Consider the following 12,278-nt stretch of genomic DNA (forward strand, 5'->3'; position numbering starts at 1 on the left):
TTGCCTTGCCTAGATCGTGATGTAGCCGGTGGCCAATCCGTGGATTCCGACAGCCGCGCCGACGGCGGCTGCGATGAAGATGCCCCACTCGACGGCCGTGAAGACCCTCGCCTTCTGTTCCAGGCGCGCCCAGAAATAGAGCGCGGTGCCCGGCGCGTAGAGGATCAAGGACAGCAGCAGGAACTTCATTCCGGCCGAATAGATCAGGAACAGCGTGTAGATGACGGCGATGCCAGCAAAGATCGTGTCGCGCGTTCGCTCGCTGCCGCTCTTCTCATAGGTCTCGCCCCGCCTGACGAGCAGGAGCCCGTAGGCCGCGACGAGGAAGAACGGAATGAGTGACATCACGCTCGTCAGATTGAGCATCAGCGCGAAGGCATCCTGCGACCAATAGGTGCTGATGACGAAGAGCTGGACGATCACGTTGGTGAGCCAGAGCGCCGCGGCCGGCACCTTGTTCGCGTTCTCCGTGCCGAACAATGCCGGCATATCCCTGGTCCGGCCGGCGGCGGAGAGCACCTCGGCACAGATCAGCGACCAGGCGAGATAGGCCCCCAACACCGAAACCAGAAGTCCAATGCTGACGAAGATCGCGCCCCAATGCCCGACCACGGCCTCCAGGACCGTCGCCATGGACGGTTGCCGCATGCCGGCGATCTCGGCGCGGAGAAGCACGGCGTATGGCAGCATGGTGACGAGCACCATCAGGCTCGTGACGATCGCAAACCCCAGCAGGGTCGCAGCACCGACATGCGCGCGCTCCTTGGCGTAGCGTGAATAGACGCTGGCGCCCTCGATGCCGAGAAAGACAAACACCGTGACCAGCATGGTGGCGCGGATCTGCTCGAACAGGCCCTTGTCCGGCATGCCCTCGCCGCCCCAGAAATTGCCGCGGAACATGTCGGCGTTGAACGAGAATATCAGGATAACGATGAAGACCAGGATCGGCACGATCTTGGCGACAGTGACGATGGTGTTGATCGCGGCCGCCTGCTGCACGCCGCGCAGGATCATGAAGTGGAACAGCCAAATTCCGATCGAGGCGACGATGATTGCGGTGACCGTGTTGCCATCCCCAAAGACCGGAAAGAAGGCGCCCAAGGTCGACTTGATGAGGACCCAATAGGATACGTTGCCAATGCAGCTGCCGATCCAGTATCCGAATGCCGACAAGAAGCCGGGATAGTCGCCAAATCCTTCCTTCGCATAGGCATAGACGCCGGCATCGAGCTCGGGCTTTCGCTCGGCCAGCGCCTGGAACACCCGCGCGAGGGTGTACATGCCGCCGCCGGCAATGCACCAGGCGAAGATCGCGCCAAACGGACCGGTGGCGATGCCGAAAGTTCTCGGCAGCGAGAATATCCCCGAGCCGACCATCGAGCCGACCACCATCGCGGTCAATGCGAACAGGGAGAGCTTTTGGATTGACGGCGTCCCAGTCATGAGAAGACCTCGCGACGCGCGGGTGCGCAACATCCTGGCCGAGCGACCTTGCCGGCGGTCGCACGATGCGCCTTGGGCGAAACCTGGAATATCGGGTGATTACCTAGTCGAGCGTCGGGATTTCCCTCGCCGGAAACAGTCGCTCAAGACGACGGTGGAGCGGAGGCCATGGCTGGTCCCTTCTCCCCGAACCAGGTCACGTACAATGTCGGCAGCAAGACAAGCGTCAGCACGGTCGCGACCAGCAGGCCGCCCATGATTGCGACGGCCATCGGGCCCCAGAAGACGGTTGGAGCAATCGGGATCATGCCGAGAACGGTCGACACCGCCGTCAGCATGATGGGACGGAAACGGGAGCTGCTGGCATCCACCGCCGCGTCCCATGGGCTCTTGCCCTGCGCGCGCTCCGCATCGATCTGGCTGATCAGAATCACCGCGTTCTTGCTGATCATGCCGAGCAGGGCGAGAACGCCGAGAATGGTGACAAAGCCCATCGGCCTGCCGGACAGCAACAGCGCGGCCACAACACCGATCATCCCGAGCGGGGCCACGCTAACGACCATGACCAGTCGCGGGAAGCTCTGCAACTGGACCATCAGAACGGTGAACATGACGAACAGCATCATGGGCACCACAGCGAGCACGGAGGCCTGCGATTTCCGGCTCTCTTCCACGGTCCCGCCGACGGCCACGCCGTAGGATGCAGGAAGCGTCTTCCTCAGCTTTTCGATCGCGGGCGATAGGGCATCCACCACCGTATCGGGCAGCGTTCCACCGCCGATTTCGGCACGCACCGTCAGGGTCGGAATACGGTCGCGCCGCCAGATCAGGGGATGCTCCTGATGATATCCGAACGTCGCAAACTGGCTGAGCGACACCGTCTTTCCTCCAGGCAGCGGCACCTGGAGCGTGCGCAGGTTGGACAGCGAAATGCGCTGTTCGTCGATAGCCCGGGCCACCACGTTGACCCGATAGATGTCGTCGCGGACCTGGGTGACGACTGCGCCAGATATCACGGTGTTCAATACGCTCGATATCGCCTGCGAGCTCAGGCCGAGACGGCGCGCTTCATCCTGATCGACGTAAATCCGCAGCTGGCGCTCCGGCTCCATCCAGTCAAAGTTGATGCTCTTTGTCCTGGGATCGGAGGCAACGATCTGCCCGACCTTGAGCGCAATCTCACGTACCTGCTCCACATCGGGTCCGCCAACGCGATATTGCAGCGGCCATCCGACGGGGGGGCCGAGGCCGAGAGGCGAAACCGACGCAACGGCGGCCGGAAACTGCTCCGCGAGAAGACGTTCCAGCCTCGCCTGCAGGCGCTCGCGCGCTGCGACGTCCTTTGCCACCACAACCGCCTGCGTGAAGGAATCGTTCGGAAGCTCCACGCTCAGTGGAAGATAGAAGCGGATCGCGCCGCGCCCCACATTGGTGCTCCAATGACGGACGTCCGGATCGGCGGCCAATGCTGCATCCAGGCGCTTGGCTGCCGTCTCGCTCGCATGGATCGATGCGTTCTGCGGCAGGGTGAGGTCCACGAGCAATTCGGGTCGATCGGACGACGGAAAGAACTGCCGCGGGATCAACGGAAGCGCGAGAACGGACGCGGCAAAGAGCGCCAGCGAGATCGCAATCGTCGGCCACTTGGCGCGCATCGCCAGCGTCAGAAAATTCCGATAGAAACGGAACATCGCGCCAGGCTCGGCAGCCCCCTTCTGCACCGGCGGGACGAGAATGACGACACCCAGCAAGGGCGTGAAGACCACGGCAACGAGCCACGACACCAGGAGCGCGATCGCAACCACCGCAAACAGCGAGAACGTATATTCGCCGGCCGAGCTCGCGGCAAACCCGACCGGGATGAAGCCCGCGATCGTCACCAGCGTTCCGGCGAGCATGGCAAAGGCATGACTGCGGTAGGCAAACGTCGCAGCGTCGACCTTGCTGTCGCCTTGCGCCAGCCGATTGAGCGTTGCGTCGGTGGTCGTCATCGCGTCGTCGACCAGCAGTGCGAGCGCGATGATCAGCGCTCCCAGCGATATTCGCTGCATGTCGACGCGAGCGATCTCCATGATCGGAAACACGATGGCCAGCGTCAACGGAATGGCAAGCGCGATGATGAGGCCGGGACGGATTCCGAGGCTGATGAAGCTCACCACCAGGATGATGGCGATAGCCTGAAGGAGCGAGGTCATGAATTCGCCGATCGCGCCTCCCACCACGACGGCCTGGTCGGCAACGAGGATCGGCTCGATTCCGATCGGGAGATCGGCGGTGATCTCCGCCATCACCTTCTTGACGTTTCGGCCGAGCGCAAGAATGTCGCCGCCGTCGCGCATTGCGATGGCAAGCCCGATTGCGGGCTGGCCGTTGACCCGGAACATCGGTTGCGGCGGATCCACGTAGCCGCGCCGCACCTGCGCGATGTCGCTCAGCCGAATCGTGCGCCCTCCTGCGACGAAATTGACGCTGGCGATGTCCTGCTCCGACTGAAAACCGCCCGACACCCGCACGGAGATGCTTTCCTTGCCGGTCTGGATCACGCCCGCCGGGCGGACGATATTCTGCGATTGCAGCGCGGCGAGCAGAGCCGCCCGATCGACGCCCAAGGTCGCGAGCTCCTGCTTGGAGAATTCGACGAAGATCACTTCGTCCTGCGCACCCAGGAGTTCGATCTTTGACACGTCCGGGACCTGAAGCAATCGAGAACGGATGCGCTCGACGTGATCCCGCAACTCCCGTTGCGTGAAGCCGTCGCTGGTGAAGCCGTAGACGATGCCGAACGTGTCACCGAAGTCGTCATTGAAGCCCGGACCGACAACTCCGGCAGGCAAGGTGTGCCGCATGTCGCCGATGCTCTTTCTCACCTCATACCAGGTGTCGGAAACCTGCCTCGCGTTAGCACTTCCTTCCAGGTTGACGAAAATGGTGACGAGACCCGCCCGGGTGAAGCTGCGCAGGAAGTCCAGATGGGGCGTCTCCTGCAATTGGCGCTCGAGCCGCTCAGTCACCTGCTTCATCGTCTCTTCGGCCGTTGCCCCCGGCCAGGCCGCCTGAACGACCATGGTCTTGATGGTGAAGGAGGGATCCTCGTTTCGACCAAGCCGGAAATACGCCAGGCCCCCGGCGATCACGGCAACGATCATGACATAGACGACAAGCGAGCGATGCCTGAGGGCCCAGTCGGAGAGATTGAGCCCGGTCATGGCTCTGCCCCGAGCACCCGCACCTTCTGGCCCGGATGAAGCGCCTGCACGCCCGCGGTGACGATGATCTCTCCGGCGTCCAACCCCTGCGAGACGATGACCTGTGCCTGGTCGAAACGCAGGATATCGACATTGCGCGCCGAAACGAGGTTCGTCGACGGATCGACAATCCACACCGCCGGCTGTCGATTTATCCGCGTCAACGCGGTTGCCGGTATGTCGATCACCGGACCGGAACTGGTTTCGACGCGGCCATTGACAGTCGCGCCGAGCCGCATCGCCGCCGGTGGATCCGTCAGGCCGACCTTGACCTCGAAGGTGCGGGTGACCGGATCGGCTTGAGCCGCGATCTGACGAATGCGGCCTCGCGCCGTAATCTTCGGATCATCCGTCAGGCTGACGGTCACCTGCACATCGGCCGGGGCCGATCTGACCATCTGAGCGGGAACATCGAAGATCGCGTCGCGGCCGTCCTGCCTCGCGATCCGCACGATCATTTGTCCGGCCTGAACGACCTCGCCGGCCGCCGGCCCCGTCGCGGTGATCTTGCCCGGCGCGTCGGCTCGCAGTTCGGTGAAACTGACGAGATCGTGCGCAGAGCTCAATTGCGCCTCCGCCGCCTCGACCTGCGACTGGGCGGTCTGTCGTGCTTGCGTCGCCGCCTCGAAATTGGCACGCGTGGTCCACCCTTGTGCCAACAGAGTCTCCTGGCGTTCGTAATGGTTGCGTGCCTGCGTCAACTGGCCCTGTGCGGCGGAAAGAGCGGCCTTCGCCTGTCGCAATGTGCTCAGCTCGTTCTGAGGCTCGAGTTGGGCCAGCAACTGCCCGGCCTCGACCCTGTCACCGAGCCTGGTGTCGTTCGCAAGCAGACGTCCGGAGATCCGGAAAGCGACGCTGACTTCGTCCTCCGCCTCGATGCGCCCCGTGAAGGTCAGCGGCACCAGGCTCTCACGCTTCTCGATCGTCGTGGTCCGGACCGGACGCGGAGACGATTCCTTGGTTTCCACTTGACGGTCACACGCAGCCAGGACCGACGCGGATGCAGCCGCCATCAGCGTCAATGCAATGGCTTGCCGAGATGTCGTTCGGCGACCGCGCATAGCCAAGCTCCTGAAACGTTGCCGGGCAGGTCCGCCTTTCCCGAGGTTGCGATTTCGCGATATCGCCCCTCGGTATTCTTGCCCAGGGGATCGGCCGCACACATCGGCAAATCTACTCGGTGCGGCCGGATGCAATCGCGGTTACGGCACAACGCAAACGCAGGCAGAAACCCGACGAGGCGTGACAATCCGTCGGAGAGCGCTCTAGGGAATTCCTGACGCCTGATCAGGCAATCACCCAATATCGCCGGTCTCATCAAGAGCGCACGGTTGCACACCCAGATGAAGCGATCGAGCGCGTCGGCTTGATGAATCAGGAGGGTTCAAGATGCGAAAGTTGATCCTAGTTGCAGCGGCGATCTCGGCAATGCTGACCATCGCGCCACAGACTGCATCGGCACAGACCCAGCAGAACCAATGGTGCTCCAAATTCAAAGGGATGGTGAACTGCAAGTACTCCACCCAGGATCAGTGCCAGGCGTCCCGGAGCGGAAGAGGCGGCACCTGCTTCCCTCGGCAGGCGTCACGCTAGTTGCGTGGCAGGGCAGCGAGAGCCCATCCAGGGCGATGGCGTCGAACGATCCGCTCGTGGACGCCATTCGAACCGGTGTGGATGCTGTTGTATCGCTACGCCAACCCCCGTTTCGACACATCGACGGGTTCTCGGCTGCGGCCGCCGACAGCGCCGCCGCCGGAATCCCGTCCTTCAATGCACAAGGCCTGGTTTTCGAAACATCGCAGAACGGCGCGAACTAACCCGCCGCCAGCCGAGGACTCCGACGTGAGCGGACCCTCAGGAAAACGAGACGCGCGTACGGGCGTCGGGGCGTCCTGGCGAAGCGCGGCGTCCCGAGCGGCATGGTTCCTCTGCCTTTGGCTCGTGCTTGCCGGCACCTCTGTCGATGACATTCCTGCCGCAACAATCGCCGTCGCGACGGCAACCTGGACGAGCTTGCGTTTGCTGGAGCCTGGCACGTCGCGGCGCTCACCTCGCGCCATCCTCCGACTGGCGCTTCTGTTCCTGTACCAGTCCATTGTGGCCGGAGTGGACGTCGCAAGGCGCGCACTCGATCCCGGCCTGCCGCTGCGCCCGGGATTTGTCGCGTATCCAACCCGTCTTCCGCGTGGCCTGCGTCGCAACGTGTTCGCAACGCTCACCAGCCTGTTGCCAGGCACCGTGCCGGCCGGTGAGGAGGAGGCGCAACTCCTCTATCACTGCCTCGACGTCGATCAGCCCGTGATCGCCGAACTTGATCAGGAGGAGGCGGCCTTGGTTCGAGCGCTTTACAATGACTGAGTTCCTGACGGTCGTGGTCGGTTTCATTCTGGCAATGCTGGCGCTTGGACTGTTGTCGATCCTGCGTGGCCCCGGCGACGCTGACCGGGTCATGGCGACGCAACTGATCGGGACCGGAGGCATTGCGACGCTGCTGCTGCTCGGCACCGTAGCGAGCATACCCGCAGCGATCGACGTGGCTTTGACCCTGGCGCTGCTCGCCACCTTCGCCTCCATCGCGTTCGTCAAGAAGGGGCTGTCCCGCTTCGAGGCCGATGGGACCGCATCAACGGAGGACGAATGAGCCTCGCACGCGACATGATGACGATTGCAGCGGTGTCGGCCGGCGCGTTCTTCTTTCTGGCGGGCACGGTCGGCCTGCTTCGCTTTCCCGATACCCTGACGCGTCTGCACGCGCTCACCAAGGCGGACAACCTCGGCCTCGGCCTGGTCGTGCTCGGACTGCTCCCGCAAGCAGCGGGTCTTCGCGACGGGTCGAAGCTGGTTGGTATCTGGCTGCTCGGCCTGCTCGCGGGCGCCACCGTCTCGCAACTGATTGCGCGCGCGGCGCGCCAAGGCCAGTTGAACCGATGAGCATTGCGACGGTCTTTGAAATTGTCCTTGCCGCGGTCGTGCTGACCCTCGGCGTCTGGACGATCGTCGTGCCCGAGACGTTTTCGGCCACGGTCGGGTTCGTTGCCTATGGACTGCTGGTGGCACTGATCTGGGTACGCCTCGACGCTGCCGACGTTGCTCTGACCGAGGCCGCAATCGGCGGCGGCCTCGGTGGCGTCTTGCTGCTGAGCGCGGCGGCGCGATTGCGGGATGCCGACATGATGGCGGACGAAGCGCCAGGCAAACTGCTGCGAGCGGGCGCCGCAGCGCTGTCCGTGCTGACGGCTGCGGCGCTGGCCGGCGCGGTCCTGTGGCTGCCCGATTCCGCTCCGACGCTTGCTCCGGCTGCTGTTGCAAATGCCTGGGCAACGGGTCTGTCCAACCCCGTCACCAACGTGCTCATGGCGTTCCGCGCCATGGATACGATGCTCGAGAAGATCGTGCTGTTGCTGGCCATCGTCGGCGTTTGGTCGCTTGCGCCTGACAGTGCGTGGGGCGGCCGCCCCGGGCCGCGCCACCAAGCCGATCCACGTGGCGTTCTCGCCTTTCTTGCGCGGCTGCTGCCGCCGGTTGGCATCGTCATCGGGATCTATATCCTCTGGACCGGTTCCGACCATCCCGGCGGAGCTTTTCAGGGCGGCGCGATTCTCGCGTCGATGTGGCTGCTGGCCGTCATGGCCGGATTGGCGGACACACCGCTCGTGAGCGATCGATCGGTACGGTTCATCCTCGTTGCCGGGCCCGGCCTGTTCCTGCTCGTCGGCCTTGCCGGCCTTCTGTTTGGCGCCGCGTTCCTGTCCTATCCGCCAGCGCTGGCCAAGCCGCTGATACTTGGCATCGAGGTCGCAATGACCCTGACGATCGCAGCGACGCTCGGACTGCTGCTCGCCGGCGTACCGGAACGGGGCATGGAGCCGTGAGCGGCGTGACGGTGTTCGGATTGTGCGCTGCTGCCACGGTCGGACTTGGGCTCTACGGCCTGATCACGAAGCCCCAGCCCCTCCGCAAGATCATCGCCTTCAATCTGCTCGGCAGCGGCGTATTCCTCCTGTTCGGCGTCGTTGGACGGCGCGGTGCGGCGGCGGGGATCGGCAATGATCCGGTGCCGCAAGCCCTGGTGATCACCGGCATCGTCGTCGCGTTTTCCGCAACGGCTTTGGCGATTGCACTGCTGCTGCGGCTGTTCCAGACGAGTGCCTCCATGGCGCCGCGCAGTCGCGCCTCGCCGCGCGATGACCCAGATCAGGCCGGTGGCTGATGCTGCCCCCTGCCCCAGCGCTGGACGCGACAACAACCCCAAGCGGCTTCCTGCTGGTGCTGTCGATTGCCATACCCATCGCGGGTGTTCTGCTAGCCTTCGTTCTGGGCGAGCGACACATCAGGCTGGTCGCATTCGCGACGATCCCGCTGGGGCTGGTGATCGTCGTAGCGATTCTGGCAGCAGTTGCGCAGCGCATGGGCCCTCTCGTTTACCTGCTCGGCGCCTGGCCGCCGCCGCTGGGGGTGGCGCTGCGCGCGGACGGATTGTCGGCCGTGATGCTTGCGGCGACCGCAGTCGTGATCTCCGCAGTCGCCGTCTATGCCGGTACTGAATTCTCCGTGACAACGACGGAGGCGCGCGCGCCATTCGTGTTCTGGATCCTGCTGCTGGCGGTCTGGGCCGCGCTGAACACAATCTTTGTCGGTGGAGACCTCTTCACGCTTTATGTTGCCCTGGAATTGCTGACATTCGCCGCGGTGCCGCTGGTCTCGCTGGATGGCCGTCCGGAGACCCTGCGCGCGGCGATACGCTATCTGCTCTTCGCATTGCTCGGCTCCGTGCTCTATTTGCTGGGCACGGCGCTCCTCTATGGTCTTCATGCCACCCTGGATATCGTGCTGTTGTCGCACCGGATTGGAGCACAGCCTGCCTCGCTCGTCGCGGCGGCATTGATGACATCAGGTCTTCTGGCCAAGACCGCACTCTTTCCGTTGCATCTCTGGCTGCCGCCTGCCCACGCAGGCGCGCCGGCTGCCGCTAGTGCGATCCTGTCTGGCCTCGTCGTGAAGGGATCTTTCTTCATCATCGTGCGGCTCTGGTTCCAGGTGATGCCCGGGCTGCCTGGTTTCGCCGCCGCACAACTGCTCGCCGCGCTGGGAGCTGCGGCAATCGTGCTCGGAAGCGTCCTCGCCTTGCGCCAGGAGCGACTGAAGCTCCTGATCGCGTATTCGACGCTGGCCCAGATCGGGTATCTCTTCCTGATGTTTCCGCTCGCGTTCAATGCCTCGGGTCATCTGGAGAGTGGCGAGGCCCTGGCGGGCGGCCTGCTGCAGGCTGCCTCTCACGCCACCGCAAAGGCGGCGATGTTCATGGCCGCCGGATCGATCTACGCCGGGCTGGGCCACGATCGCATCGCGGGGCTCGGCGGTATCGCGCGCGTCCTGCCCTTGAGCGTCCTGGCGTTTGCCATCGCCGGCATCGCGCTGATGGGCGTGCAGCCGAGTGGCGCGTCCCTGGCGAAAGACCTGTTGCTTCAGGCCGCGACCGAGAGGGAGCAATGGTGGTGGGCGGTCGTGCTCCAGGCAAGCGGGGCGTTCACTGCCTCCTATGTCGTGCTGGTTCTGGCTCATGCGCTGGCCCCTCCGGACAAGTCTGTTGTATTGACCGACCCGGCACCGCGCCTTCCGGACGTGGCGGTGCTCGTGCTGGCGCTCTGCTCGTTATTGCTTGGCCTCGTGCCCTGGGAACCGTTTCTGCCTGTCCAGCGCATCTCGCCGTCCGGTCTCTTAGATCTCGAAACTCTCTCCAAATTCCTCTTGCCTCTCCTGGGAGGCGTCGTGCTGGCAATCCTGCTCCGCCCCTGGCCGCACCCGCTTGCGTCTTCGGTGCGTTGGAGGCTCGCCATCGGCGTGTTCGATTCATTCCGACGCGGCTGCTGCGCGTTCGGTGGCTATGTTGAAAGGGGCAACGGTGTCCTGTGCGAGTGGCCGGCGGCAAGCATCTGCCTTCTCATGCTGGCCCTGCTGTTCGGCGTGTTGATGCTTGTGGCCGCGTGAGGCGCCGGCTCATGCATCGGCCGGGAACAGGTGAGGCCCAAGAACAGGTCAGGCCCAAGTGTTCCCCATCGCCATGATCAGGAACATTCATCCCGACGCCTCAGGGTTTTCTCCGATCCCGCGCCGGTGAACCGACGGCTAATCTCTGACAACGCATCCCGCCAGCGGCGCTGGCGTACCAGGCTTGGCCGGGAGTTGCGATCCAGCAGGAGGTCTTCATGTCCGATTTAGTGGCGATCGTATATCCATCCGAAGCGAAGGCTGAGGAAGTTCGTCAACGGCTGCTCAACCTGCAGAAGGAATATCTGATCACGATCAGCGATGCCGTGATCGCCGTGAAGACCGATTCCGGGGGCATCAAGCTCAATCAACTCGTCAACACGACGTCGATGGGAGCGGTAACCGGTGGTTTCTGGGGGCTTCTGATTGGCATGATTTTCCTCAATCCGATCCTCGGTGTCGCCGTCGGCGCGGCCTCCGGCGCGCTCGGCGGCGCGTTATCCGATTTCGGCATCGACGACTCCTTCATGAAGGAATTGTCAGCGTCGCTCCACACCGGCAACGCCGCCCTGTTCGTCCTGATCAAGAGTATGACCGCCGACAAGGTACTGAAGGAGATCAAGGACGCCGGAGGGACCGTGCTGAAGACGTCTTTGGATGATACCAGGGAACAGGCCCTGCGCGACGCGCTAGCAAGCGCCGCGGAGCGACCGGCGGCCTGACAGCCCTTTGGCCGCTCAGCGCCGGCTGCCGGCCAGACGCAGCAGCATCATGAACAGGTTGATGAAGTTGAGATAGAGCGACAGCGCTGAAATCACCGACTTGCGGCCAGCCGACGTTTCATCGTCCCCGCTGTCGTACATCGCCTTGATCCGCTGGGTGTCGTAGGCCGTGAGCCCCGCAAAGACGCCGACACCCACGACCGAGATCAACCAGTCGAGCCCGCTTGATTGCAGGAAGAGGTTCACCAGGCTGGCAATGATGACCCCGATCAGGCCCATGAACAGGAAAGTGCCGAGACCGGACAGGTCACGCCTTGTGGTGTAGCCGAATACGCTGAGCGCTCCGAACATCGCGGCCGCGATGAAAAACACGCGCGTGATCGAGGCGCTGGTGTAGATATGCAGCAGTATCGAGAGCGAGACCCCGACCAGCGCGGCATAGATGAAGAACAGAAGCCGCGCCGTCGCCGCCGACAGCGTATTGATGCGCGCGCTGATGAAAAAGACCAGCGCGAGCGGCGCCAGTATGAAGACCCACATCAACGGACTCTGCAGCAATGCGGGACCGGTGAGCTGATAGGTCAGCCAGGCCACAACGGCGGTCAGGCCGACGCCGGCGGCCATGTAGTTGTAGATGCGCAGCATGTAACCGCGCAATCCAGCGTCCACCGCGATTGCGTCAGAGGTCGCCAGGTTCTGATCGTAGTTTGACATCGCTTGCCTCCTCGCGGAGCCGTTGGGAGGCAGCGACCCTATTCCTCTGCCCTCGCACGGGATATCGGACAATCACCTGATATCCCGGGGGCACGATCACCCTACTCGGCCTGCAAATGTGGCACGCCGGCCTTTCAGTTGTGGCGATTTCCGCCTTACGGAATCG

The 12,278-nt window shown here is 63.6% G+C and carries 13 protein-coding genes; 9 read left to right on the plus strand and 4 right to left on the minus strand.

Features of this window, described 5'->3' with window-relative positions:
• Positions 1–9: 9 nt before the first annotated feature.
• From BJA_RS37070 to BJA_RS37080, 3 genes are all read right to left on the minus strand, one after another.
• The gene (locus BJA_RS37070) at positions 10–1,443 is read right to left on the minus strand and encodes a basic amino acid/polyamine antiporter (RefSeq protein WP_011090046.1); all 1,434 of its coding nucleotides are present in this window, start codon (positions 1,441–1,443) and stop codon (positions 10–12) included.
• 143 nt (positions 1,444–1,586) lie between these two features.
• A complete protein-coding gene (locus BJA_RS37075) occupies positions 1,587–4,649 on the minus strand; it encodes an efflux RND transporter permease subunit (RefSeq protein ID WP_011090047.1) in 3,063 nt (1,020 codons plus the stop codon).
• A complete protein-coding gene (locus BJA_RS37080) occupies positions 4,646–5,701 on the minus strand; it encodes an efflux RND transporter periplasmic adaptor subunit (RefSeq protein WP_236842280.1) in 1,056 nt (351 codons plus the stop codon). Before BJA_RS37080 ends, BJA_RS37075 begins: the two co-directional genes overlap by 4 nt.
• 376 nt (positions 5,702–6,077) lie before the next feature.
• On the opposite strand from BJA_RS37080, the gene BJA_RS37085 reads away from it, so the two are divergent.
• The 9 genes from BJA_RS37085 (at position 6,078) to BJA_RS37125 (ending at position 11,398) form a co-directional block, all read left to right on the plus strand.
• Positions 6,078–6,281 carry a DUF3551 domain-containing protein gene (locus BJA_RS37085; RefSeq protein ID WP_028172887.1) on the plus strand — a complete coding sequence of 68 codons (204 nt, stop codon included), beginning with the start codon at positions 6,078–6,080 and terminating at the stop codon, positions 6,279–6,281.
• A 35-nt stretch (positions 6,282–6,316) separates the two neighbouring features.
• Positions 6,317–6,505 carry a hypothetical protein gene (locus tag BJA_RS37090; RefSeq protein ID WP_133415037.1) on the plus strand — a complete coding sequence of 63 codons (189 nt, stop codon included), beginning with the start codon at positions 6,317–6,319 and terminating at the stop codon, positions 6,503–6,505.
• A gap of 25 nt (positions 6,506–6,530) precedes the next feature.
• Positions 6,531–7,046 (plus strand): Na+/H+ antiporter subunit E, encoded by a 516-nt coding sequence (locus BJA_RS37095; RefSeq protein WP_011090050.1) that lies wholly within the window; start codon positions 6,531–6,533, stop codon positions 7,044–7,046.
• A complete protein-coding gene (locus BJA_RS37100) occupies positions 7,039–7,329 on the plus strand; it encodes a monovalent cation/H+ antiporter complex subunit F (protein ID WP_011090051.1) in 291 nt (96 codons plus the stop codon). The genes BJA_RS37095 and BJA_RS37100 overlap by 8 nt, the downstream gene beginning before the upstream one ends.
• Positions 7,326–7,619, plus strand: a complete 294-nt coding sequence (locus BJA_RS37105; protein WP_011090052.1) for a monovalent cation/H(+) antiporter subunit G — start codon at positions 7,326–7,328, stop codon at positions 7,617–7,619. The genes BJA_RS37100 and BJA_RS37105 overlap by 4 nt, the downstream gene beginning before the upstream one ends.
• Complete coding sequence (locus BJA_RS37110) at positions 7,616–8,560, plus strand: MnhB domain-containing protein (protein ID WP_011090053.1); 945 nt, start codon at positions 7,616–7,618, stop codon at positions 8,558–8,560. The genes BJA_RS37105 and BJA_RS37110 overlap by 4 nt, the downstream gene beginning before the upstream one ends.
• The gene (locus tag BJA_RS37115) at positions 8,557–8,898 is read left to right on the plus strand and encodes an NADH-quinone oxidoreductase subunit K (RefSeq protein ID WP_011090054.1); all 342 of its coding nucleotides are present in this window, start codon (positions 8,557–8,559) and stop codon (positions 8,896–8,898) included. The genes BJA_RS37110 and BJA_RS37115 overlap by 4 nt, the downstream gene beginning before the upstream one ends.
• A complete protein-coding gene (locus BJA_RS37120; protein ID WP_011090055.1) occupies positions 8,898–10,676 on the plus strand; it encodes a complex I subunit 5 family protein in 1,779 nt (592 codons plus the stop codon). Before BJA_RS37115 ends, BJA_RS37120 begins: the two co-directional genes overlap by 1 nt.
• Positions 10,677–10,894: 218 nt before the next feature.
• On the plus strand, positions 10,895–11,398 hold the full coding sequence (locus BJA_RS37125) for a DUF1269 domain-containing protein (protein WP_011090056.1): 504 nt from the start codon (positions 10,895–10,897) through the stop codon (positions 11,396–11,398).
• A 15-nt stretch (positions 11,399–11,413) separates the two neighbouring features.
• On the opposite strand, the gene BJA_RS37130 is transcribed toward BJA_RS37125, so the two are convergent.
• Positions 11,414–12,112 carry a Bax inhibitor-1/YccA family protein gene (locus tag BJA_RS37130; RefSeq protein WP_011090057.1) on the minus strand — a complete coding sequence of 233 codons (699 nt, stop codon included), beginning with the start codon at positions 12,110–12,112 and terminating at the stop codon, positions 11,414–11,416.
• Between the last annotated feature and the right edge of the window lie 166 nt (positions 12,113–12,278).

Origin of the sequence: Bradyrhizobium diazoefficiens USDA 110, from assembly GCF_000011365.1 — a bacterium.
Lineage (GTDB): Bacteria > Pseudomonadota > Alphaproteobacteria > Rhizobiales > Xanthobacteraceae > Bradyrhizobium > Bradyrhizobium diazoefficiens.

Excerpts from the sequence above, each read along its gene's own strand:
- BJA_RS37070 (WP_011090046.1), bottom strand. The coding sequence starts at position 1,443 with ATGACTGGGACGCCGTCAATCCAAAAGCTCTCCCTGTTCGCATTGACC.
- BJA_RS37075 (WP_011090047.1), bottom strand. The coding sequence starts at position 4,649 with ATGACCGGGCTCAATCTCTCCGACTGGGCCCTCAGGCATCGCTCGCTT.
- BJA_RS37080 (WP_236842280.1), bottom strand. The coding sequence starts at position 5,701 with ATGGCGGCTGCATCCGCGTCGGTCCTGGCTGCGTGTGACCGTCAAGTG.
- BJA_RS37085 (WP_028172887.1), top strand. The coding sequence starts at position 6,078 with ATGCGAAAGTTGATCCTAGTTGCAGCGGCGATCTCGGCAATGCTGACC.
- BJA_RS37090 (WP_133415037.1), top strand. The coding sequence starts at position 6,317 with ATGGCGTCGAACGATCCGCTCGTGGACGCCATTCGAACCGGTGTGGAT.
- BJA_RS37100 (WP_011090051.1), top strand. The coding sequence starts at position 7,039 with ATGACTGAGTTCCTGACGGTCGTGGTCGGTTTCATTCTGGCAATGCTG.
- BJA_RS37105 (WP_011090052.1), top strand. The coding sequence starts at position 7,326 with ATGAGCCTCGCACGCGACATGATGACGATTGCAGCGGTGTCGGCCGGC.
- BJA_RS37110 (WP_011090053.1), top strand. The coding sequence starts at position 7,616 with ATGAGCATTGCGACGGTCTTTGAAATTGTCCTTGCCGCGGTCGTGCTG.
- BJA_RS37120 (WP_011090055.1), top strand. The coding sequence starts at position 8,898 with ATGCTGCCCCCTGCCCCAGCGCTGGACGCGACAACAACCCCAAGCGGC.
- BJA_RS37125 (WP_011090056.1), top strand. The coding sequence starts at position 10,895 with ATGTCCGATTTAGTGGCGATCGTATATCCATCCGAAGCGAAGGCTGAG.
- BJA_RS37130 (WP_011090057.1), bottom strand. The coding sequence starts at position 12,112 with ATGTCAAACTACGATCAGAACCTGGCGACCTCTGACGCAATCGCGGTG.